Annotated in this window: 26 protein-coding genes and 1 riboswitch; of the genes, 19 read left to right on the forward strand and 7 right to left on the reverse strand. The window is 33.8% G+C overall.

Annotated elements, in window-relative coordinates; genetic code table 11:
- Positions 1-5 precede the first annotated feature (5 nt).
- From rplM to tsf, 4 genes are all read left to right on the forward strand, one after another.
- On the forward strand, positions 6-461 hold the full coding sequence (gene rplM / locus NCC77_RS02115) for a 50S ribosomal protein L13 (RefSeq protein ID WP_095927953.1): 456 nt from the start codon (positions 6-8) through the stop codon (positions 459-461).
- Positions 461-847: a 30S ribosomal protein S9 gene (gene rpsI, locus NCC77_RS02120; RefSeq protein ID WP_035645327.1), complete on the forward strand. Its 387-nt coding sequence runs from the start codon at positions 461-463 to the stop codon at positions 845-847. Before rplM ends, rpsI begins: the two co-directional genes overlap by 1 nt.
- A gap of 176 nt (positions 848-1,023) precedes the next feature.
- Complete coding sequence (gene rpsB, locus NCC77_RS02125) at positions 1,024-1,788, forward strand: 30S ribosomal protein S2 (RefSeq protein WP_095927954.1); 765 nt, start codon at positions 1,024-1,026, stop codon at positions 1,786-1,788.
- 140 nt (positions 1,789-1,928) lie between these two features.
- Positions 1,929-2,891 (forward strand): translation elongation factor Ts, encoded by a 963-nt coding sequence (gene tsf, locus NCC77_RS02130; RefSeq protein ID WP_250834157.1) that lies wholly within the window; start codon positions 1,929-1,931, stop codon positions 2,889-2,891.
- Between the two features lie 55 nt (positions 2,892-2,946).
- Here the strand turns inward: tsf and NCC77_RS02135 are convergent, their stop codons facing one another.
- A complete protein-coding gene (locus NCC77_RS02135) occupies positions 2,947-5,010 on the reverse strand; it encodes a M3 family metallopeptidase (protein ID WP_250834158.1) in 2,064 nt (687 codons plus the stop codon).
- A 170-nt stretch (positions 5,011-5,180) separates the two neighbouring features.
- Here NCC77_RS02135 and NCC77_RS02140 point away from each other — a divergent pair, with 170 nt between their 5' ends.
- The 13 genes from NCC77_RS02140 (at position 5,181) to NCC77_RS02200 (ending at position 15,466) form a co-directional block, all read left to right on the forward strand.
- Positions 5,181-5,843, forward strand: coding sequence for a queuosine precursor transporter (locus NCC77_RS02140; RefSeq protein ID WP_250834159.1), 663 nt, complete (start codon positions 5,181-5,183; stop codon positions 5,841-5,843).
- Between the two features lie 15 nt (positions 5,844-5,858).
- Positions 5,859-6,539, forward strand: a complete 681-nt coding sequence (locus tag NCC77_RS02145; protein WP_250834160.1) for a hypothetical protein — start codon at positions 5,859-5,861, stop codon at positions 6,537-6,539.
- A 165-nt stretch (positions 6,540-6,704) separates the two neighbouring features.
- Positions 6,705-7,130 carry a lipocalin-like domain-containing protein gene (locus NCC77_RS02150; protein WP_250834161.1) on the forward strand — a complete coding sequence of 142 codons (426 nt, stop codon included), beginning with the start codon at positions 6,705-6,707 and terminating at the stop codon, positions 7,128-7,130.
- Between the two features lie 72 nt (positions 7,131-7,202).
- Entirely contained in the window at positions 7,203-7,766 is a 564-nt protein-coding gene (locus NCC77_RS02155) for a DNA-3-methyladenine glycosylase I (RefSeq protein ID WP_250834162.1), read from the forward strand.
- Between the two features lie 98 nt (positions 7,767-7,864).
- Positions 7,865-7,962: riboswitch (TPP riboswitch) on the forward strand.
- A gap of 67 nt (positions 7,963-8,029) precedes the next feature.
- Complete coding sequence (thiS, locus tag NCC77_RS02160) at positions 8,030-8,236, forward strand: sulfur carrier protein ThiS (protein WP_250834163.1); 207 nt, start codon at positions 8,030-8,032, stop codon at positions 8,234-8,236.
- Between the two features lie 108 nt (positions 8,237-8,344).
- Positions 8,345-10,168, forward strand: a complete 1,824-nt coding sequence (gene thiC, locus NCC77_RS02165) for a phosphomethylpyrimidine synthase ThiC (protein WP_250834164.1) — start codon at positions 8,345-8,347, stop codon at positions 10,166-10,168.
- A 118-nt stretch (positions 10,169-10,286) separates the two neighbouring features.
- The gene (locus tag NCC77_RS02170; protein ID WP_250834165.1) at positions 10,287-10,892 is read left to right on the forward strand and encodes a thiamine phosphate synthase; all 606 of its coding nucleotides are present in this window, start codon (positions 10,287-10,289) and stop codon (positions 10,890-10,892) included.
- Positions 10,859-11,599 carry a hydroxymethylpyrimidine/phosphomethylpyrimidine kinase gene (locus tag NCC77_RS02175; RefSeq protein WP_250834166.1) on the forward strand — a complete coding sequence of 247 codons (741 nt, stop codon included), beginning with the start codon at positions 10,859-10,861 and terminating at the stop codon, positions 11,597-11,599. The genes NCC77_RS02170 and NCC77_RS02175 overlap by 34 nt, the downstream gene beginning before the upstream one ends.
- Positions 11,592-12,230 carry a thiamine phosphate synthase gene (locus NCC77_RS02180; RefSeq protein ID WP_250834167.1) on the forward strand — a complete coding sequence of 213 codons (639 nt, stop codon included), beginning with the start codon at positions 11,592-11,594 and terminating at the stop codon, positions 12,228-12,230. The genes NCC77_RS02175 and NCC77_RS02180 overlap by 8 nt, the downstream gene beginning before the upstream one ends.
- Positions 12,211-12,987, forward strand: a complete 777-nt coding sequence (locus NCC77_RS02185) for a thiazole synthase (protein WP_284705075.1) — start codon at positions 12,211-12,213, stop codon at positions 12,985-12,987. The genes NCC77_RS02180 and NCC77_RS02185 overlap by 20 nt, the downstream gene beginning before the upstream one ends.
- Before the next feature lie 140 nt (positions 12,988-13,127).
- Positions 13,128-13,505, forward strand: coding sequence for a GxxExxY protein (locus NCC77_RS02190; RefSeq protein ID WP_095927967.1), 378 nt, complete (start codon positions 13,128-13,130; stop codon positions 13,503-13,505).
- A gap of 74 nt (positions 13,506-13,579) precedes the next feature.
- Positions 13,580-14,692: a 2-iminoacetate synthase ThiH gene (thiH, locus tag NCC77_RS02195; protein ID WP_250834168.1), complete on the forward strand. Its 1,113-nt coding sequence runs from the start codon at positions 13,580-13,582 to the stop codon at positions 14,690-14,692.
- Between the two features lie 63 nt (positions 14,693-14,755).
- Positions 14,756-15,466, forward strand: coding sequence for a HesA/MoeB/ThiF family protein (locus NCC77_RS02200; protein WP_250834169.1), 711 nt, complete (start codon positions 14,756-14,758; stop codon positions 15,464-15,466).
- Here NCC77_RS02200 and NCC77_RS02205 read toward each other — a convergent pair.
- From NCC77_RS02205 to NCC77_RS02220, 4 genes are all read right to left on the reverse strand, one after another.
- Positions 15,463-16,257 carry an MOSC domain-containing protein gene (locus tag NCC77_RS02205; protein ID WP_250834170.1) on the reverse strand — a complete coding sequence of 265 codons (795 nt, stop codon included), beginning with the start codon at positions 16,255-16,257 and terminating at the stop codon, positions 15,463-15,465. The genes NCC77_RS02200 and NCC77_RS02205 overlap by 4 nt on opposite strands.
- 3 nt (positions 16,258-16,260) lie before the next feature.
- Entirely contained in the window at positions 16,261-16,899 is a 639-nt protein-coding gene (gene aat, locus NCC77_RS02210; protein WP_250834171.1) for a leucyl/phenylalanyl-tRNA--protein transferase, read from the reverse strand.
- A gap of 121 nt (positions 16,900-17,020) precedes the next feature.
- A complete protein-coding gene (locus tag NCC77_RS02215; RefSeq protein WP_095927972.1) occupies positions 17,021-17,392 on the reverse strand; it encodes a DUF3127 domain-containing protein in 372 nt (123 codons plus the stop codon).
- 33 nt (positions 17,393-17,425) lie between these two features.
- On the reverse strand, positions 17,426-18,301 hold the full coding sequence (locus NCC77_RS02220; protein ID WP_250834172.1) for a flavin reductase family protein: 876 nt from the start codon (positions 18,299-18,301) through the stop codon (positions 17,426-17,428).
- A 160-nt stretch (positions 18,302-18,461) separates the two neighbouring features.
- Between NCC77_RS02220 and NCC77_RS02225 the strand changes: the two genes are divergently transcribed.
- Positions 18,462-19,613, forward strand: a complete 1,152-nt coding sequence (locus NCC77_RS02225) for a sensor histidine kinase (RefSeq protein WP_250834173.1) — start codon at positions 18,462-18,464, stop codon at positions 19,611-19,613.
- Between the two features lie 92 nt (positions 19,614-19,705).
- On the opposite strand, the gene NCC77_RS02230 is transcribed toward NCC77_RS02225, so the two are convergent.
- Entirely contained in the window at positions 19,706-20,095 is a 390-nt protein-coding gene (locus NCC77_RS02230) for an HIT family protein (RefSeq protein WP_129748510.1), read from the reverse strand.
- Between the two features lie 71 nt (positions 20,096-20,166).
- Positions 20,167-20,643 carry a transcription elongation factor GreA gene (greA, locus tag NCC77_RS02235; protein ID WP_111288069.1) on the reverse strand — a complete coding sequence of 159 codons (477 nt, stop codon included), beginning with the start codon at positions 20,641-20,643 and terminating at the stop codon, positions 20,167-20,169.
- A 157-nt stretch (positions 20,644-20,800) separates the two neighbouring features.
- Here greA and NCC77_RS02240 point away from each other — a divergent pair, with 157 nt between their 5' ends.
- Entirely contained in the window at positions 20,801-21,217 is a 417-nt protein-coding gene (locus NCC77_RS02240; RefSeq protein ID WP_250834174.1) for a Rieske (2Fe-2S) protein, read from the forward strand.
- Positions 21,218-21,242: the final 25 nt, after the last annotated feature.

The raw sequence follows: 21,242 nt of genomic DNA on the forward strand, positions 1-21,242 counted from the left end.
ATATTATGGACGCATTAAGCTACAAAACAGTTTCAGCAAGCAAAGCCACTGTAACTAAAGAGTGGATTGTTGTTGACGCTGAAGGTCATAACTTAGGACGTCTTGCTTCTAAAGTTGCAATGATTTTAAGAGGTAAGTACAAGCCAAGTTACACACCGCACGTTGACTGTGGAGATAACGTAATTGTTATCAACTCAGAAAAAATTAACCTTACAGGTACAAAATTGAATGACAAAATTTACATGCGTCATACAGGTTACCCAGGAGGACAAAGAACTTTAACTGCTAAAGTATTGCAAGCTAAAAACCCTGCATTATTAGTAGAAAAAGCTGTAAAAGGTATGTTACCTAAAAACAAATTAGGAGCTGAACTTTTTAGAAATCTAAATGTTGTTGTAGGATCTGAGCACACTCACGGAGCTCAAAAACCTAGAACTGTTAACCTAAATGATCTTAAGTAATGGGAGTTATTCACAAAATCGGTAGAAGAAAAACCGCTGTTGCACGTGTATACGTTTCTGAAGGAACTGGAAACATCACTGTAAACAAAAAAGAATTCGCAACTTACTTTCCAACTGCAACTTTACAATACAAAGTTTTACAACCGCTTTCTATGACAGAAAACGCTGGTAACTTTGATGTAAAAGTAAACGTTTACGGAGGTGGTACAACTGGTCAGGCAGAAGCTGTAAGAATGGCATTAGCACGCGTAATGTGTGAAGTTAACGCTGAAAACAGAGGAATCCTTAAACCAGAAGGTTTATTAACAAGAGACCCAAGAATGGTTGAACGTAAGAAATTCGGTCAGAAGAAAGCTCGTAAGAGATTCCAGTTCTCTAAACGTTAATATTACCTGTCTTGTTCAAATGGGACAAGACATTATCAATTATTTATTGAAATTAAAAAACACAGTTATTGTTGCTCTCCTACCGAGGTAGGATATAGTTTAGCATCTAAATGTATAAAGCCAGAGAAATCGCCATTTATACATTGCTAATCAACAGAACGTAAACTAGTACAAAAATGGCAAACAAAATAGAAGTAAAAGAATTACTAGAAGCAGGTGTTCACTTCGGACACATGACTAGAAAATGGGATCCAAACATGGCTCCTTACATTTATATGGAGCGTAATGGTATTCACATTATCAATCTATATAAAACTGCAGCTAAAATTGAAGAGGCTAACGAAGCTTTGAAAAAAATCGCTGCATCAGGTAGAAAAATCTTATTCGTAGCTACCAAAAAACAAGCAAAAGACATCGTTGCTGATAAAGCAAAAGCTGCAAACATGCCTTACATCACTGAAAGATGGCCAGGTGGAATGTTGACTAACTTCGTAACTATCAGAAAGGCAGTTAAAAAAATGTCTTCTATCGATAAAATGAAGAAAGATGGTACTTTCAACACTTTATCTAAAAAAGAGCGTTTACAAGTTGATCGTCTACGTGCTAAATTAGAGAAAAACTTAGGTTCAATTGCTGATATGTCTAGACTACCTGCAGCATTGTTCGTAGTAGATATCAAAGCTGAACACATCGCAATAAAAGAAGCTCAAAAATTAAACATTCCAGTTTTCGCAATGGTTGATACGAATTCTGACCCAAGAGAGGTTGATTACGTGATTCCTGCAAATGATGACGCTTCTAAATCAATTGACAAAATTTTATCTTTAGTAACTACTGCAGTAATCGAAGGTCTTTCTGACAGAGGTGCTGAAAAAGAAGTTGAAGCTGCTGAAGAAGCTCCTGCTGTTGAGGCTGAAGCTGCTCCTGCAACTGAAGAATAAATCAAATTTTAAATTCCAAATTTTAAATTCCAAAGTCCAAATACAAAATTAAAAACGTTATGTTGATAATTTATTAAAATTGGAGTTTGGGATTTAAAAGCTGGAATTTTTTACTTTTAACATTAAAAATTCAAAATATTATGTCAACAATTACTGCTGCAGACGTAAATAAATTAAGACAATCTACAGGTGCCGGAATGATGGACTGTAAAAAAGCTTTAGTTGAAGCTGAAGGAGATTTCGATAAAGCAATCCAAATCCTTAGAGAAAAAGGACAAAAAGTTGCTGCTAACCGTTCTGACCGTGAGTCTTCTGAAGGAGCTGCTGTTTCTTTTATCAATGCTGACAACACTAAAGGAGCTATTCTTACTTTAAACTGCGAAACTGACTTCGTAGGTAAAAATGAAGCTTTCGTAACTTTAGCTAAAGATTTAGTTGAAAAAGCGATCAACTTCTCTACTAAAGAAGAATTATTAGCTTCTGATTTCAACGGAATCACTGTTGCTGAGAAATTAATCGAGCAAACTGGTGTTATCGGTGAGAAAATCGAAATCGGTGGTTTCGAAATTTTAGAAGGTGCTTACGTTGGATCTTATGTTCACGTTAATAAAATTGCTGCTTTAACTGCAATTTCTGCTCCAGTTGCAAACGCTGAAGCTTTAACAAAAGACATCTCTATGCAAGTTGCTTCTATGGGAGCTGACACATTATCTTACAAAGATTTTGATCCTGCTTTTGTTGAATCTGAACTTGCTGCTCGTATTGCTGTAATCGAAAAAGACAATGAAGAAGCAAAACGTTTAGGAAAAACTTTAAAAAATGTTCCTAAATACATCTCTTTCTCTCAATTAACTCCTGAAGTTATCAAACAAGCTGAAGAAGATGCTAAAGCTGAATTAAAAGCTGAAGGAAAACCAGAGCAAATCTGGGATAAAATTCTTCCAGGTAAAGTTCAACGTTTTATCTCTGACAACACTACTTTAGATCAAGAGAAAGCTCTTTTAGATCAAAACTTCATCAAAGATGACAGTAAAAAAGTTAGTGATTACGTAAAAGGATTCAATGTTGAAATTACAGGTTTCAAAAGAGTTACTTTAGGTTAATATATTATTTTTTCAATATTAAAAAGCCCGAATATTTATTCGGGCTTTTTTATTTTTAGCTTTCAATTGGAAAATTTCTTGCTCTCATCAATGCATCAGATTGAGGCGCATGTCCTCTGAAACTCTCGTACATTTCTTCATTATCAATCGTATTTCCAACGCTTAAAACTGTTTTATAAAGACGTTCAGAAACATTCTTATCAAAAGGCCCACTTCCTTCCAAAAATGCTTCGTAAGCATCTGCATTAATAACATCCGCCCATAAATAGCTGTAATACCCAGCCGCATATCCGTCACTTGAAAAAATATGAGCAAATTGCGGAATCCTATGTCGCATCACAATTTCGGCAGGCATATTAATTTCACTTAGGACTTTCTCTTCAAATGCATCCGGATCGACCGTTTCAGTTGTTAAATGCAATTTCATATCAACAAACGAACTTGAAATCGTTTCTACTGTTGCAAAACCTTCATTAAAATTAGCCGCTTTTCCTATTCTCTCTACTAATGATTGCGATAAAGGTTCGTTCGTTTTATAATGAAGTGCAAATTTATTCAACACTTCTGGAGTTGCTAACCAATGTTCTAGCAATTGCGAAGGAAACTCTACATAATCTCTCGCAACAGAAGTTCCTGAAAGACTCGGATAAGTAACATTGGAACATAATCCGTGAAGAGCATGTCCAAATTCATGAAACAAAGTTGTGGCGTCATCCCACGAAATCAAAACAGCTTCATCGCTATTTCCTTTAATAAAATTACAGTTGTTTGAAACAATCGGAAGTACATTTCCTTTTATTTTCTGCTGGTCTCTGTGTGAATTCATCCATGCACCTGAACGTTTACCAACGCGCGCATAGGGATCAAAATACCACAACCCGATTGGTTCTCCAGTATTTTTATTATTCACTTCCCAAACACGAACATCGGCATGATATACCGGAACATCAAATAACTGTTTAAATCCTAAATCAAACAATTCTCCAGCCACCCAGAACATTCCTTCTCGCAAATTCTCTAATTGCAGATATTGCTTTATTTCATTTTGATCCAAATCATATTGCGCTTTTCTAACTTTTTCCGCATAAAAACGGTAATCCCAAGGCTGTATTTTAAAATCTCCACCTTCATTATTTACCATTTCCTGCATAGCAAAAACATCATTTTTCACCTTTTCTACGGCAGGTTTCCATACAGAGTTCATTAAATCGAGCGTTTTCTGTGGGTCTTTGGCCATTTTATTAGACAAACTCCATTCAGCAAAGTTTTTAAATCCTAAAATCTTCGCTTTTTCAGCTCTTAATCTTAAAATAGATACCAATATTTCATTTGTATCATTTTCATTCTTATTATCACCTCTTTTTACGAAAATATCAAAAGCTTTTTCTCTTAAATTCCTTCTGTTTGAGAAAGTCAAAAAGGGCTCGATCGAAGATCTTGTATTTCCAATACATCCTAAAACATTTAGATTTCTTTCTTTCGCTTCGGCAATTGCAGCATTCTTAAATTCTTCGGGCAAACCGTCAAAATCAGCTTCTGTATTTAGCTCGATATATTGATTATTTTCTTCTGCTAGCAACTTTTGACTGAAAGCTGTAAAAAGTCCCGCTAATTCCTGATTGATCTTAGCCACTTTACCCTTATCGGCTTCGTTTAGCTCTGCTCCTTCCCTAACAAAATCGGTATAATACAGCCAAAGCAAGCGTTGCTGTTCTTTAGTTAAATTATCCTTTTCATCCGATTTGTATAAGGTTTTAATTCTAGAAAACAGCTTTTCATTTTGATACAATTTATCATTAATCTCCGCCAACTTTGGCGACATTTCGGTATCAACTACATTAAATTGTGGAGTACTCAGATTGGACCTATAAATACCGTAGACTGAATGAATTCGGTCTAATTTTTCGCCCGAAAGTTCTAAAGCTTCAATAGTATTTTTAAATGTAGGTTTTTCTGGATTATTGACGATTGCATCAATTTCTTGTAGTTTTTCCTGAATTGCAAATTCTATTGCAGGCTGAAAATCAGAAACTTTATAAGCTTTAAAATCTGGAACGCCTCCATAAGGACCAGACCAACTTTTTAACAATGAATTATCTAACTCTATTGGTGTTTTCATAACAAATACATTAATTAATTCTGTGCAGAATTTCAATTAAAAAAAAGCAACAGAATCTCAAAATTAACCAATCAAAAGCAAACTTCATATCGAAAAGGATTATAAAAATTAATCCGTTTCAAAGATTTAAAAGAAATAGTTTATTTTTGAAATATCAATTTAAAAATGACATGTTTAAAACCAGAAAAGAAATTGTTTTTGTAATTTTAGCAGGAATATTTATAACCAATGCCATTGTAGCTGAGTTAATTGGAGGAAAGCTAATTCAAATTGGTCCTTTTGTGATGAGTATCGGGATCTTGCCTTGGCCAATCGTATTTCTTACAACAGATTTGATTAATGAATATTTTGGTGAAAAAGGGGTAAAAAAACTTTCTTTCATTACAGCATGTCTGATTGCTTATGCTTTTCTGATACTTTTTATGGCAATTGTTATTCCCGCCGCAAAAGGAATCAGCCCTGTTAACGATCAACAGTTTGAAGCTGTTTTTGGACAAAGTATGTGGATTATCGTGGGAAGTTTAATTGCCTTTATGGCCTCTCAGCTGATTGACGTCTGGATATTTTGGTTTTTCAAAAACAGAACTGGCGAAAAGAAAATATGGCTAAGAGCGACTGGCTCTACTGTTATTTCGCAATTGTTTGATTCGTTTATTGTTCTAGGAATTGCTTTTTGGCTTCCAGGAAAAATTGATTTTGACACTTTTATATCTTCAGGGTTAATAGGATATACTTTTAAATTAGCAATTGCTATTTTATTAACTCCAGCAATTTATTTAGGCCATCATCTGATTAAAAAATATTTAGACCAAGATCCAGCACACAAAGTATAAAAACATAGTTAGGTCATGAAAAATAATTACTTACTTATTTTATTCTCTGTTACCTATTTCTTTTTCAGCTGTGGCAATGACGAAAAAAAACAGCCTAAAAAAGTCATTCAATCTGTCAATAAGTTGACACCAGCAGCTATGAAGATACCTCGTAAAATTTCTTCAAAAAACATAACTGCTCCAAAAGAGTTTGGCTCAAAGAAAACTACTGCTCAAAAAAATCCTTTTTCACTTAAAAAACCGATAGAAGTAAACACTTTAAACTCTCAAGCGGAAAATACCGCTGCAAGTGCTCCAATATCTGTAAAAAAAGAAGTCAACGAGGAATTATTGAATTTTGTTAATGTTCGTAAAATATTAGCAAAATGCAAAATAGGTGAGACTATAACTCAAAAGCAACTAACAGAACACTTTGAAATTCCAGAAGAAGCTGTCAAACTAGTAAAAAGCGTAACCAAAACAGCAGAAAACGAATTGGCCTTAAAATGGCAATCTACTTGGCTTGTTGAAAGAGTATCGGACGCAGAACTTGAAGATGGGAAAATGAAAGTAGTATTTAAAGCTAATAAAATGTATACTTCTGGAAATGCAATTGGCATTAAATACAACAGAAAAATCTACACCAATTTAGTCATTGTTGGACGTTCTGCTTATATTCCGAGTGTAAAAGGATATAGTTGGCAAATAGGTCGATAGAAAAAGAAAAAAATCTATCATGAGCTAAAACTCGTCAGATTTACCTGAAAACCAACAAATTATAAAAGAATGTTAAATAAATACGAAAAAACTGATTTTAAAACCTAGTTTTTCTTAAAAAAGATTTTACTTTTGTTAAAAAATTTAACAAACAAATCTACCAAAATGAAAAAACTAAGTATTTTTTTTGTGTCAGTATTGGCACTAGCATTATCAGTATCTTGTAGCAGTAATGACAATGATAACGCGTCTCTTGAAGGTAAATGGGAATTATACCAAGACGGAACCATTGTTGATGGAAAAGAAAAATTAACTCCAGTAGTTTACGAAGGAGGCTGCAACAAAGATGTTTTTGAAATTCAAGCAGGAGGAAAATTCATCGATCATTATTCTCAATACAGCAATTCAAAATGTAATGATTATACTGAAAATGGAACTTGGACTAGAAAAGACAATAAGATAACTGTTGTATATGACGGAGATACTTCTGGAGATAATGGAGAAATCTTAGTATTAAATAAAACGACTTTAAAAATTAAATATACTTACGGTGTATCTGAAACATATGTAGTTGAATTTAAACGTATATAATTTTTTTCTGAAACTTTTTTAAAACCTCAAGCCTTTAAGTTTGAGGTTTTTTTATACATTTAAAATAAAAAGATGGAACCAATAAGATGCAGCTGGTGCTCTGCCAGCGATTTGTATAAAAAATATCATGATGAAGAATGGGGCGTTCCTGTTTATGATGATCCTACTTTATTTGAATTTTTAATTTTAGAAACTTTTCAGGCTGGTTTAAGTTGGATTACAATTTTAAACAAAAGAGAAAACTTCAGAGCTGCTTTTGATTATTTCGATTATAAAAAAATAGCCCTTTACTCTGAAGATAAAATTGAAGAGTTAATGCAAAATACAGGAATTATTAGAAACAAACTTAAAATTAAAGCAGCGGTTTCTAATGCTCTGGCTTTTATGAAAGTCCAGGAGGAATTTGGTTCTTTCTCTGATTATATTTGGAAATACACTGATGGAAAACCGATTGTAAACCATCTAAAAAATTCAAAAGATGCCCCAGCTACTACTCCTCTTTCAGATGAAATAAGCAAAGATTTAAAAAAACGCGGATTTAAATTTGTCGGTTCGACGGTTATTTATGCACACATGCAGGCAACTGGAATGGTCAATGATCACGTGGAAGATTGCTTTACCCGAAAAGGAAAATAGTCTCGGTTTTCAGTCATAGTTTTCAGTCATAGTTTTCAGTTTTTTTGAACCTGAAACCTGAAACCTGAAACTTTTAAACAAAAATTACATATATTTGCTTCACACTTTAGGGGTGTCTACAAACTTGTAGGCTGAGATTTTACCCTCTGAACCTGATCTAGTTCATACTAGCGTAGGGAAAAGTAAGATGACTTCTGCACGCATTTTTATGCGTTCTTGTAGCCATTCCTAAGGTGTATCTATACACTAAACTCAAATAAGGAATGGAACTTAAAATCAATCAACAAACCAAACAATTCAATGCTGAAACGCTAAGCGTTCAATCATTGCTCGATCTCGAAATTCCGCACAAACAAAACGGAATCGCCGTTGCTGTCAACAATACCGTTGTTCCAAAAACCAAATGGAACGAATTCCTCATACAAGAAACTGACGAAATTCTGATTATTTCTGCCACACAAGGTGGTTAATTTTTAAAATTCCAAAACAGAAAATTCCAAATTCCAAATTTTCATCCTTTACGAAGACGCACTGCATTGCGTCTCTACAATAACTCATAACTTATAACTTCTTTTCCTATGACAACAGAAGAACAAATATCCAGAACCCCGTTTCCGAATTCTAAGAAAGTATATATCGACGGAGAAATTCATCCAATAAAAGTAGCAATGCGCGAAATTGCTTTGAGCGATACCAAACTTTCAAATGGCGGAATTGAGAAAAATCCACCCGTAACCGTTTATGACACTTCGGGCGCTTACACAGATCCGAATATTGAAATTGATATTAGAAAAGGATTGCCACGATTAAGAGAACAATGGATTTTAGATCGAAATGATGTTGAAATTCTAAACGAAATTACCTCAGATTATGGCTTAAGCCGATTAAAAGATGAAAACCTAAATCATCTTCGTTTTGAGTATTTACATCAGCCAAAACGTGCTAAGAAAGGCGCGAATGTAACACAATTGTATTATGCTAAACAAGGAATCATTACTCCAGAAATGGAATATATTGCGATTCGTGAAAACCAGCGTATTGAACTTTTAAATGAACAAACCAAAGCCATGCAATGCCAGCACGGCGGAAATAGTTTTGGTGCAAATACTCCAAAAAGCAAAATCACTCCAGAATTTGTTCGTTCTGAAGTTGCTTGTGGTAGAGCTATTATTCCGAACAACATCAACCATCCAGAAAGCGAACCTATGATTGTGGGTCGTAATTTCTTGGTAAAAATCAATGCTAATATTGGAAACAGCGCCGTGACTTCAAGCATTGAAGAAGAGGTTGAAAAAGCCGTTTGGGCTTGCCGTTGGGGAGCTGATACGATTATGGATTTATCTACGGGAAAAAATATTCATGAAACCAGAGAATGGATTATTCGTAATTCACCTGTTCCAATCGGAACTGTTCCAATTTATCAGGCATTAGAAAAAGTAAAAGGAATTGCTGAAGATTTGACTTGGGAGATTTTCCGTGATACTTTAATTGAACAAGCAGAACAAGGTGTTTCATATTTCACAATTCATGCAGGAGTTTTGCTTCGTTATATCCATTTAACAGCCAATCGTGTTACCGGAATCGTTTCCCGAGGCGGGTCTATTATGGCAAAGTGGTGTTTATTTCATCATAAAGAAAACTTCCTTTACACGCATTTTGAAGAAATCTGCGAAATCATGAAACAATATGACGTTGCCTTTTCTTTGGGAGATGGTTTACGTCCAGGTTCGATTGCGGATGCGAATGACGCTGCACAATTTGCCGAATTAGAAACTTTAGGCGAATTGACCAAAATCGCTTGGAAACACGATGTTCAGGTTTTTATTGAAGGTCCAGGGCACGTACCAATGCACATGATTAAAGAAAACATGGACAAACAGCTGGAACATTGTCATGAAGCTCCATTTTATACTTTAGGCCCTTTAACTACAGATATTGCACCTGGCTATGACCACATTACTTCGGCGATTGGAGCTGCTATGATTGGCTGGTACGGCTGCGCGATGTTATGTTATGTTACTCCAAAGGAACACCTTGGATTACCGAACAAAAAAGACGTTAAAGACGGCGTAATCACTTATAAAATTTCTGCTCATGCAGCTGACTTGGCGAAAGGCCATCCGGGTGCGCAGTATCGTGATAATGCATTAAGTAAAGCAAGATTTGAATTCCGTTGGGAAGATCAGTTTAATTTGGCTTTAGATCCAGACACAGCAAGAGAATTCCACGATGAAACACTTCCTGCTGATGGCGCGAAGGTAGCGCACTTCTGCTCGATGTGCGGACCTAAATTCTGTTCTATGAAAATATCTCAGGAAATTAGAGATGTCGCTGCGGCTGAAAAAGGAATGCAGGAGAAATCAGAAGAATTTATTGAACAGGGGAAAGAGATTTATATATAATCAAAGTATTAAGATGAAAGAATTAAGTATTAAGATTTTAAATCGATAAACTTTCAATGCTTTCATCTTGATACTCTAGTCTTAATACTTAATACTCAAATCTTAATACTCCAAAAAAATGATTGTGATTACAAATCCTTTTTTTATTGAAGATGAAACTCAAATTCTTCATTCTTTATTGGAAGAAGGATTGTATTCGCTTCATATTCGCAAACCTGATTTTTCAGAAGTAGAAATGGCAAAGTTCATTCATCAGATCAAATTAGAATTTCGGACTAATCTGGTTTTGCACAGTCATCATCAGTTAGCCGAAGATCTTGGCATTGAAAGATTTCATTTTTCTGAGAAAGATAGAAAAGAATTTCCTGCAAGGTTTCCAAAACCTTGTAGGTTTAAATGCGAATCAATTTCAACATCAACGCATTCCATCGAAGATTTCAATTCGTTAGAAACGAAATTTAATTATGCGTTCTTAAGTCCTGTTTTTAAAAGTATTTCTAAAGAAAATTATTCTCCTGAAAAAGATCTTTTTGAAGAAATAAAATCAAGAAAAAATCATAAAACAAAAATGGTTGCTTTGGGCGGAATCGATTTAGAGAGCATTCAAAAAACATTAGAAAATGGTTTTGATGATGTCGCACTTTTGGGAACTATTTGGAAAAATGAAAATCCGTTAAAACAATTTAAATTATGTCAGAAAATCGTCCATTCGTACTTACAATAGCAGGTTTAGATCCGTCTGGTGGCGCTGGAATTTTGGCTGACATCAAGACATTTGAACAGCATAAAGTGGCTGGTCTTGCTATTTCTACAGCAAATACTATTCAAACTGAAAATGAATTTTATGAGATTCAGTGGAATGATTTGAGTTTTGTAATTCGTTCGATCGAAACTTTGTTTTTAAATTATAAAATCAGCGTTGTGAAAATAGGAATTGTGTCTTCTTTACATGATTTAAACCAGATTCTTTCAATTATAAAACAGCTTTCTCCTTCAGCAAAAATTGTTTGGGATCCTGTTTTGAAATCGACTACAAAATTTGAATTTATGAATATTGAAGATCAATTAGATTTAAATAAAACACTGTCAAAAATCGATTTGATTACACCGAACTATCATGAAGCTGAAATTTTATTTCCTGATTATATTTCTAAAGAAAATAGATTTTCAACGAACATTTTATTAAAAGGCGGACATAACGAAAAGGCACTAGGAACAGATCGTCTGTTTCTAAAAGATGAAGTATTAGAATTGCTTCCATCAGAAAAAAACTGCTTTGAAAAACATGGCTCAGGTTGTGTACTTTCTTCTGCCATTGCTTCGAATTTAGCTTTAAATCAGCCTGTAAAAGAAGCGTGTAAAAACGCTAAAATCTATATCGAAAATTACTTGAGCTCAACTACAACTTTAATAGGATATCACTATGTATAGCAAACTTCAATATATCTCGCAGGGAGAAACTATCGAAAATCAATTGTATAATATTCATAAAGCACTTGACGCTGGTTGCAATTGGATACAAATGCGTTTTAAAAACCAAACACAAAAAGATGCTTTCACTTTAGCGGAAGCGGTAAAATATTTATGCGAAAAGTACACCGCCAATTTTATTGTAAATGACGATTTGCGTCTTACCAAAGAAATAGATGCTTGTGGAGTTCACTTAGGGTTAAGTGATACCAAAATCGACGAAGCAAGAGCAATTTTAGGCGCTGCAAAAATTATCGGAGGAACTGCAAATACTTTTGAAGATATTGAAAATCATGTTAAAAATGGATGTGATTATATTGGTTTAGGACCTTTTCGCTTTACTGCCACAAAAGAAAAACTAAGTCCAATTTTGGGTTTGTCAGGTTACTATGAAATTCTTCAAAAACTGAAAAAAAATAAAATCGAAATTCCTGTGTATGCCATTGGAGGAATCACATTAAGAGATGTGAGTCCGTTAATGGAGACTGGAATTCATGGAATTGCCGTTTCTGGAATCATTACCGAAAGTGATGAGAAAGAAAAATTAATTCATCAACTAAACGAAAAATTACATGGAAACATCATTGTTTAATATAGGAGACAAAACTTTTCAATCCCGCTTGTTTCTTGGAACGGGAAAATTTGGTTCTAATGAAGAAATGGAAAGCGCTATTTTAGCTTCAGAAAGTGAATTGGTTACGGTTGCCTTAAAACGTATCGATCTGGAAACTGATACAGATGCTATTTTATCGCATCTAAATCATCCGAAAATCAATTTATTACCCAACACTTCGGGAGCAAGAAATGCCAAGGAAGCCGTTTTTGCAGCGCAACTGGCTCGTGAAGCTTTAGAAACAAACTGGGTAAAACTAGAAATTCATCCCGATCCGAAATATTTAATGCCAGATCCAATTGAGACTTTAAAAGCAACAGAAGAATTGGCCAAACTCGGCTTTATTGTACTTCCTTACATTCATGCTGATCCTGTTTTGTGCAAACATTTAGAAAGCGTAGGGACTTCTGCCGTTATGCCTTTGGGTTCGCCAATTGGAAGCAATAAAGGTTTAAAAACGATTGATTTCTTAGAGATTATAATTGAACAAAGTACAGTTCCTGTTATTGTCGATGCAGGAATTGGAGCTCCTTCTGATGCTGCAAAAGCAATGGAAATTGGTGCTGATGCTGTTTTGGTGAACACTGCAATTGCTGTTGCAGGAAACCCGAAATTAATGGCTGAGGCTTTTAGAGAAGCTGTAATTGCAGGAAGAAAAGCTTTTGAAGCTAAAGTTGCTAATCAGCAAAAATATGCTTCGGCTTCTAGCCCTTTGACTTCTTTTCTTTATGAATAATTTTTGGTTTCACGCAGATTTCTGCAGATTAAAGCAGATTTAATTTGATTTTTTTTATCGCTCAAATCTGTATAAAACCAACATTGTAAAAAAGAAAGAAAATTCTTTAATTTTGTTTTTTTAATAAAATTTAAAGAATTATGACTGAGAATGAAATTTCGTATCTGATAAGAGGAGCAATTTTTAAAGTGTATAACAATTTAGGGCCAGGTTTGTTTGAATCTGTTTATGAAAGTGCTTTGTTTTATGAATTAGAAAAGCTGGATTTAAAGATTCAAAAACAAGTTGAAGTTATAATTCCATATGAAGAAATAACGTTAGATCCAGCTTTTAGAATTGATATTTTAGTAGAAGACAAAGTAATTATAGAATTAAAATCTGTAGAGGATTTAGCCCCTATTCATTACAAACAAGTAGCAACATACTTAAGATTAACAAACAAAAAATTAGGCTTGTTAGTAAATTTCAATACGACAAACATTCTTAATGACATTAAAAGAATTGCAAATAAAATCTAATCAATCACACAGATCAAAATTTAAATCATTTTAATCAGCTTAAATCTGTAAAATCTGCGTGAAACAAAAACAAAATGAAAACATTCAAATCTATTTTTGAGCAATATAATTGGGATGAAATTCAATCCAGAATATACAAGACCACATCTAAAGATGTCGAACGCACTTTGGCTAAAACCAAATACAACCTCGATGATTTTTTGATTCTGATTTCTCCTATTGCACAAAATTATCTGGAACAAATGGCACAAAAATGCCATGAAATCACCAAAAAACGTTTCGGGAAAACCATCCAGATGTATGCCCCGCTTTACTTAAGCAACGAATGCCAAAATATTTGTACGTATTGCGGATTTAGTTTAGACAATAAAATCAAAAGAAAAACTCTTTCTGATGCTGAGATAAAACTCGAAGTCGAAGCCCTAAAAAACACTGGTTTTGATCATGTTTTATTGGTTACAGGCGAGGCGAATTATACTGTAAACATCAATTATTTTCTAAATGCAATTGATTTAATTAGAAAAGATTTTTCTATTATTTCTGTTGAAGTACAGCCACTTTCTACAGAAGACTATCAACGTTTGCATGATGCGGGAGTCTATTCAGTTTTAGTTTATCAGGAAACGTATCATCAGGAAGTTTACAAAAAGTATCATACAAAAGGGAAGAAATCAAACTTTGATTATCGATTGGAAACTCCAGATCGAATTGGAACTGCCGGAATTCATAAAATAGGTTTGGGCATTTTATTAGGTTTAGAAGACTGGCGAACAGATAGCTTTTTTAATGCTCTGCATTTAGATTACCTTCAGAAGAAATATTGGCAAACCAAATATTCCGTTTCCTTTCCGCGTCTCCGTCCTGCTGAAGGAATTATAGAACCTAATTTTATTATGGATGATAAAGATTTGACACAATTAATTTGTGCTTACCGTTTATGGAATGAAGATCTAGAAATTTCGATTTCAACTCGTGAAAACGAGAAATTTAGAAATAATATTATTCCGATTGGGGTTACAAGCATGAGCGCTGGTTCTAAAACAAATCCGGGTGGTTATGTTGTAGACCCGCAATCTTTGGAACAATTTGAAATCAGCGATGAACGCACAGCAGAAGAAATTTCAAAAATTATTAAAAACGCGGGCTATGAACCCGTTTGGAAAGACTGGGACAAAGCTTATAGTTGAAATGTTTCAAGTTTCAAGTTTCAGGTTTGAAGTCTTAACATTTCACAATTCACAATTAAAAAGATGAGCATTATACAAGAATTTCTTCGTTACAACAGACAAACTATTCTTCCTGAAATTGGTGATGAGGGTCAGGAAAAATTAAAAAAAGCTAGAGTTTTAGTAATTGGCGCAGGCGGTTTGGGCTGCCCGATTTTACAATACATTGCAACTGCAGGAGTTGGTTTTATTGGAATCATGGATTTTGACACTATTGAAATTCACAATCTTCACAGACAGATTTTATATACTGAAAATGAAATTGGCCAGTCCAAATCAATTGTTGCAAAAAATGTTGTTTCCAAGCTAAATCCGCTGATTGAAGCTGTTGCAATTAATGAAAAACTAACTGCTGAAAATGCTTCAAAAATCATTCAGCAGTATGATATTGTTGTAGATGGTTCTGATAATTTTTCTACTCGTTATTTGGTCAATGACACTTGCGTTGAGCATAAAAAACCTTTAATTTATGGAAGCATTTTAAAATTTGAAGGGCAAATTGCTGTTTTCAATCATAACGGAAGTAAAAATCTTAGAGATTTATTTCCTGAAATGCCCGATCCAAAAGATGTTCCAAATTGCAATTTAAACGGAGTTCTAGGAACTCTGCCAGGAATTATAGGCAACATGATGGCGCACGAAACCTTAAAATTAATTTTAGAATTACCAACCTTAAAAAATGAATTGGTCATTTTTAATACTTTAAACTGGAACTTTATAAAATTGAATTTCTAAAAAACAACCTCATCACCTACGCTAATAATTCCAGAATTCAAACTCACGATATTAGTCCCAAATAAAACCGAGTTATCTACATTTCTGTATTTACTTAACGTTTTCAAAGGTTCTTTTTTTAAACGTCCATTCTCGGGATCATTATTCACCATAACACATCGTCCACAAGGTTTTATGTTTTTAAATTGAACATCTCCTATCGAAAAAGTCTTAAAATCATCTTCTTCATGAGGATTTTCAGTACTTACTACAATATTGGGACGAAATCTTTTTATGGTAATTTTTTCATCGAGCTTATCATTCAAAAAATCCAAGCTTTTGGATCCAATCAATAAATAGGGATAACCGTCTGCCAAACTTACATTGAATGTTTCTTTTAATCTGGAACTTTCGTGTTTACGATCTCCGTTTTTTATTATTTTGACCAATTTACATTCAAAGCCTAAATGCTGGCTGAACCATTTTGAAGTTTCAAGATTCACCTCAACAACTTCACTTTTATCATCCCAGACATTTACAGATATTGCGTTTTCTAAATGTTCATCTATAGAAAATTCATGCTTTTGATCCTGAAAACTAATACTGATTTTCCCATTTGAAATCTGAGGGTAAAATTGACTCATTACACGATGTTCTCTCTGTGTCAGCATTTGATTTTCTGCATCAATGAGCATCCAACGTCGATCGTTTTCAAATCCCATTTCTTCAGCTTTTGCAGACGCAAGGCTGATTCCTGCCAAACTCTTTATCGGATAAATATAAATTTCTTTTACGCTGTAAATTGCATTCATTTTCTATTTACTTTTTAAAATGGACATAAACTCTTCACGATCAATTTCGCGACACCCCAAACTATCCAAATGTGGATTATAAACCTGACAATCTAATAATTTATAATTCTCTTTTTCTAAATGCTTTACTAGAGATATAAAAGCCACTTTAGAAGCATTTGACACTTTCGAAAACATACTTTCTCCACAGAAAACATGTCCCAAATCGACGCCATACAAACCTCCAACTAAAACATCGTCTTGCCAAACCTCAACCGATTTTGCAATTCCTTGACGATTAAGTTCACAATATGATTCTACTATATCATCTGAAATCCAAGTTCCGTCCTGGCCAATACGTTGTATTTTCTGGCAGTTCGAAATTACTTCTTTAAAATTGGTATTAAAGGTAACTGTAAATTGTTTTCTATTTAAAATATTCCGCATGCTTTTAGAAATAACTAATTCGTCTAAAAACAAAACCATACGAGGATCAGGCGCCCACCAAAGTATAGGCTCACCTTCATTAAACCAAGGAAAAATTCCTCTTTGGTACGCCAATTTTAAGCGTTCGGGACTTAAATCACCACCAACAGCCAAAATACCTTCTTCATCGGCTTCTGAAACGGGCGGAAAATATAAATTATCAAATAAGAAATACATTATTTAAATTTCAATGACAAAATTCTAATTAGAATTATTAATTCAAAAACAAAATTCCAAATCCCAAACTCACGTGAATGAATTGGAATTTGGAATTTATAATTTGGAATTTAAACCTTTTTTAGAACGGTAAATCGTCTGGTTCGTCTTCGTTTATACTTGTTGCTGGCGCAAAAGTTTCTGCAGCTGGCATTGGTGCTCCTTGTGCAGGCCCTTCTGGAGCTAATCTTTCGATTCTCCAACCTTGAATACTATTGAAATATCTAGTTTCTCCTTGTGGGTTAACCCATTCTCTTCCTCTTAAATTGATAGAAACTTTTACTGCATCTCCTTGTTTATAGCTACTCAATAAATCGCATTTATCTTGTGTAAATTCGATTAAAATATGTTGTGGATACTGCTCCTCAGTAGTAACAACTAACTCTCTTTTTTTGAATGAGGCACTAACTTGCTGCTCTGGGTTAACCACTTTTACTTTTCCTGTAACTTCCATCTTCGTCTATTTAATTATTGTTTCTATTTCTTTTTATTTTTTAGCTAAAAGTACTTTCCAAGCCGATTCTACATCGCCATTATCCAAGTATTTTTTGGCTTCTAAGTGTACTTTTTTCTGGTCATCTGAGCTTAAAACTCCTTTGACTGCGAAATTTTCTTTCACAAATATAGTAACTTCTTCTTTTGTAGGCAAGGCTTCTATATTACCTAATTTTCCTAAATCATTTCCATCAAAAACATTGCTTTCTTTTACAAAATCTGGTATTGCATCTACTCCAACCCCTAGTGTTGTCAAGGGTTTTGCAACTTCAAAAAGTCCTTGATTAGATCTTGAATACCAATTATTTCCAAGTCTCGAAACCAAGTCAATTTTATGCTGGTCGATTGCTCCGTTTTCATCTAGAATCGATTCATGGATATGAATTTTCACCACTTCGCACAAAATCAAATTTCCTGCTCCTCCTTCTGTTCCTAACGGAATAATCTGCGTAATCTTACATTCAAACTGAACCGGAGATTCTTTTACTCGATATGGTTTTACTAAATCTGACGGAATTTGGGTTAATCCAGCTTTAATAAATTCGTTTACTCCGTCTCCATATTCTGTGCTTGCTAAAGAAGTTTGCTGAACAATATCGTAATTTACAACATTTATCACTACTTCTCGAGTTGCTTCGGCATTAATTAAAGTATGTTTAATCGTATTATCGCGAACACGTCTTGATGGCGAAAAAACCAAAATTGGCGGATTGGCACTAAATACATTAAAGAAACTAAAGGGAGATAAATTTGGAATCCCTGTTTCGCTAATTGTACTTGCAAAAGCAATTGGCCTAGGTCCGATTGAACTCTGCAGATAGCCTTGCAATTTGGCCGTTGGAATTTCTTTTGGGTTAACGCTGATCATACTTTAAAATTTAGACAGAATCTCATTTTAGTAGCTACAAAAGTATTGAAATGGTTTAATTCGAAGAAATAGTTTTGCAGATAAAAACGAAAAATCTTTCCACATCGGCAAAATATAAAATGTGTATATTTCGTTATATTTATACCTCAAAAAAACTGATATGTCTTTTTCTGAAAGAACAAATACAACCCGCTGGATTATTATTTCGGTCTGTTTTATAATCATTTCTCTAATTCTTTGGAATACTTATACTTTCTTCCAAATTTTTAAAAATGAAGAACGCTTGAAAATGAACCTTTTTGTAAAGGCGCAAATTTCAATAGTTAATGCCGATGAAAATACCGATGTAGAACTTCCTCTTCAGATTTTCAACAATAACACTTCTATTCCGGGTATAATTATGCTGTATGATAAAGTGGTAAGTGCTGTAAATGTTCCCGACGAAATTCTGAATGATAAGAAAAAAAGAATTGCTTTTTTGAATAAGCTGAAAAATGAAAATGAGCCAATCACCTTCGAATATGCACCTGGGAAATATCAGACACTATATTATGGCAACTCTTCATTACTAAATAAACTCAAATATTATCCTATTGCACTGCTTCTAATTATATTTTTATGTATTGCTTTAATTTACAACTTTTATAAAAGCACCAAAATGGCAACCCAGAACAAACTTTGGGCTGGGATGGCAAAAGAAACAGCGCATCAGATTGGTACACCACTTTCTTCATTAATTGGCTGGGTTGAAATATTAAAAACAGAAGATATAGATCCGTCTATTAGTACCGAAATAGAAAAAGATATCGAACGTTTGCAGACTATCACAGATCGTTTTTCCAAGATTGGTTCGATACCCGTTTTGGAACTTCATGACATCGTACAAGAAACTAAAACGGCTTATGAATATCTACAGTCCCGTTTTTCTAAACAGGTCGCATTTTCGTTTCAAGCTCCAAAAGAACCTATTTTAGGAATGATAAATCCAACATTGCATAGCTGGACGATAGAGAATTTGGTTAAAAATGCTATTGATGCCATGAAAGGAAAAGGAACACTAGATCTTTATCTCGAACAAGATGCAAATCATATAAAAATCAACATTAAAGATTCTGGAACCGGAATTCCTAAAAAACAATTTAAAACCATTTTTGAAACCGGTTATACCACTAAAAAACGTGGTTGGGGTCTTGGCCTTTCTTTAACTAAAAGAATTGTTGAGGAATATCACAATGGAAAAATAAAAGTCCTGCATTCTGAAATTGGTAAAGGAACTACTTTCCAGATTTCATTAAATAAAAAAGTGCAGTAATCAATTTACTGCACTTTTTTATTTATATATAATTCTTCAACTTTATATGGCTTCGACTCCGCTCAGCCTGACAATCTTATTCTATTTGAATCTTATAAATTTGACTGAATATCTTTTGCTAAAGCTTCGAATTCTTCTTTTGAAAGAGAAACTTTATCAATAAAACGCATTTCATCCATATGGTTTAACGGAATCAAATGTACGTGTGCATGAGGCACTTCAAGTCCAACAACTGCAATTCCGATTCTTTTGCATGGAACTGTCTTTTCTAAAGCTGCTGCCACTTTTTTAGAAAATTTCATCAGCCCTAAATACAGTTCTTCGTCCATATCAAAAATCTTATCGATTTCTTGTTTCGGAATACAAAGTGTATGTCCTTTAGCATTCGGATTTACATCTAAAAATGCTAAATAGTTCTCGTCTTCAGCGATTTTGTATGCCGGAATTTCTCCGTTAACTATTTTAGTGAATATTGATGCCATTGTTTATTTGTGTAATCGGTTAATCGTTAAATAGGTTAAACGAATAAACGATTAACCAGTTAAACTAAAATTTAGTCTCTCGAAATTTCTAAAATTTCAAATTTCAAAACTCCGTTTGGAACTGTAATTTCAGCTACTTCTCCAACAGATTTTCCTAATAAACCTTTCCCGATAGGAGAAGTTACAGAGATTTTACCAGTCTTTAAATCTGCTTCACTTTCAGCAACAAGTGTATATTTCATCTCCATTCCGTTACTTTGGTTTTTGATTTTTACATTCGATAAAACCAAAACTTTAGAAACATCCAATTGAGATTCGTCAATTAATCTTGCATTTGCATATACTTCTTCTAATTTAGAAATTCTCATCTCTAACAAGCCTTGTGCTTCTTTTGCGGCATCATATTCTGCATTTTCAGACAAATCTCCTTTATCTCTTGCGTCTGCAATATCTTGAGATGCTTTTGGACGCATTACACTTTTCAGGTGCTCCAATTCATCTTTTAATTTTTTTAATCCTTCAGCTGTATAATAAGATACTTTACTCATAACTTCATCGTTTATATAAATACAAAAAATCCCATCGCGACGGGATTTTCTTACCACAAATATACTATAATTTTTAATAGTACATAATTATATGTTAATCATATAGATTTCAAATCTAAATAAATTATTTTTGTTTTAACTAATTCTTATTCAAATAATGAAAAAAATCTGGTTTTTTATCGCATTTACTGCTATTTTATTCTCTTGTAGTGACAATACCAAGAGCAACAACAATCCTTACATTCCTAACTATTCGATAAACGCTTATCTTGACACTAATCTTCCAACTTATAATAAATTACTATATCCAAGTAATCCTGTTTATGTATCCAATTATGGTGCAAAAGGAATTATTGTTATGAAGACTGGCGAAGGAACCTATACTGCTTTTGATGCAGCCTGCCCAAACCAAGCCCTAACTTCTTGCACAGCAATGACAATAGACGGAATTTATGCTGTTTGTTCTTGCGATAAAACTCAATATAATTTATTTACAGGACTTGGCGGAAAAGAATATCCGATGAAACAATATCGTGTCGAATCTTCTGGAACTGTTATTCACGTATACAACTAAAACAAAAAAGCCTGAAAAAATAAAT

Source organism: Flavobacterium tyrosinilyticum (assembly GCF_023656565.1).
GTDB classification, from domain to species: domain Bacteria; phylum Bacteroidota; class Bacteroidia; order Flavobacteriales; family Flavobacteriaceae; genus Flavobacterium; species Flavobacterium tyrosinilyticum.

Excerpts from the sequence above, each read along its gene's own strand:
- rplM (WP_095927953.1), top strand. The coding sequence starts at position 6 with ATGGACGCATTAAGCTACAAAACAGTTTCAGCAAGCAAAGCCACTGTA.
- rpsI (WP_035645327.1), top strand. The coding sequence starts at position 461 with ATGGGAGTTATTCACAAAATCGGTAGAAGAAAAACCGCTGTTGCACGT.
- rpsB (WP_095927954.1), top strand. The coding sequence starts at position 1,024 with ATGGCAAACAAAATAGAAGTAAAAGAATTACTAGAAGCAGGTGTTCAC.
- tsf (WP_250834157.1), top strand. The coding sequence starts at position 1,929 with ATGTCAACAATTACTGCTGCAGACGTAAATAAATTAAGACAATCTACA.
- NCC77_RS02135 (WP_250834158.1), bottom strand. The coding sequence starts at position 5,010 with ATGAAAACACCAATAGAGTTAGATAATTCATTGTTAAAAAGTTGGTCT.
- NCC77_RS02140 (WP_250834159.1), top strand. The coding sequence starts at position 5,181 with ATGTTTAAAACCAGAAAAGAAATTGTTTTTGTAATTTTAGCAGGAATA.
- NCC77_RS02145 (WP_250834160.1), top strand. The coding sequence starts at position 5,859 with ATGAAAAATAATTACTTACTTATTTTATTCTCTGTTACCTATTTCTTT.
- NCC77_RS02150 (WP_250834161.1), top strand. The coding sequence starts at position 6,705 with ATGAAAAAACTAAGTATTTTTTTTGTGTCAGTATTGGCACTAGCATTA.
- NCC77_RS02155 (WP_250834162.1), top strand. The coding sequence starts at position 7,203 with ATGGAACCAATAAGATGCAGCTGGTGCTCTGCCAGCGATTTGTATAAA.
- thiS (WP_250834163.1), top strand. The coding sequence starts at position 8,030 with ATGGAACTTAAAATCAATCAACAAACCAAACAATTCAATGCTGAAACG.
- thiC (WP_250834164.1), top strand. The coding sequence starts at position 8,345 with ATGACAACAGAAGAACAAATATCCAGAACCCCGTTTCCGAATTCTAAG.
- NCC77_RS02170 (WP_250834165.1), top strand. The coding sequence starts at position 10,287 with ATGATTGTGATTACAAATCCTTTTTTTATTGAAGATGAAACTCAAATT.
- NCC77_RS02175 (WP_250834166.1), top strand. The coding sequence starts at position 10,859 with ATGTCAGAAAATCGTCCATTCGTACTTACAATAGCAGGTTTAGATCCG.
- NCC77_RS02180 (WP_250834167.1), top strand. The coding sequence starts at position 11,592 with ATGTATAGCAAACTTCAATATATCTCGCAGGGAGAAACTATCGAAAAT.
- NCC77_RS02185 (WP_284705075.1), top strand. The coding sequence starts at position 12,211 with ATGGAAACATCATTGTTTAATATAGGAGACAAAACTTTTCAATCCCGC.
- NCC77_RS02190 (WP_095927967.1), top strand. The coding sequence starts at position 13,128 with ATGACTGAGAATGAAATTTCGTATCTGATAAGAGGAGCAATTTTTAAA.
- thiH (WP_250834168.1), top strand. The coding sequence starts at position 13,580 with ATGAAAACATTCAAATCTATTTTTGAGCAATATAATTGGGATGAAATT.
- NCC77_RS02200 (WP_250834169.1), top strand. The coding sequence starts at position 14,756 with ATGAGCATTATACAAGAATTTCTTCGTTACAACAGACAAACTATTCTT.
- NCC77_RS02205 (WP_250834170.1), bottom strand. The coding sequence starts at position 16,257 with ATGAATGCAATTTACAGCGTAAAAGAAATTTATATTTATCCGATAAAG.
- aat (WP_250834171.1), bottom strand. The coding sequence starts at position 16,899 with ATGTATTTCTTATTTGATAATTTATATTTTCCGCCCGTTTCAGAAGCC.
- NCC77_RS02215 (WP_095927972.1), bottom strand. The coding sequence starts at position 17,392 with ATGGAAGTTACAGGAAAAGTAAAAGTGGTTAACCCAGAGCAGCAAGTT.
- NCC77_RS02220 (WP_250834172.1), bottom strand. The coding sequence starts at position 18,301 with ATGATCAGCGTTAACCCAAAAGAAATTCCAACGGCCAAATTGCAAGGC.
- NCC77_RS02225 (WP_250834173.1), top strand. The coding sequence starts at position 18,462 with ATGTCTTTTTCTGAAAGAACAAATACAACCCGCTGGATTATTATTTCG.
- NCC77_RS02230 (WP_129748510.1), bottom strand. The coding sequence starts at position 20,095 with ATGGCATCAATATTCACTAAAATAGTTAACGGAGAAATTCCGGCATAC.
- greA (WP_111288069.1), bottom strand. The coding sequence starts at position 20,643 with ATGAGTAAAGTATCTTATTATACAGCTGAAGGATTAAAAAAATTAAAA.
- NCC77_RS02240 (WP_250834174.1), top strand. The coding sequence starts at position 20,801 with ATGAAAAAAATCTGGTTTTTTATCGCATTTACTGCTATTTTATTCTCT.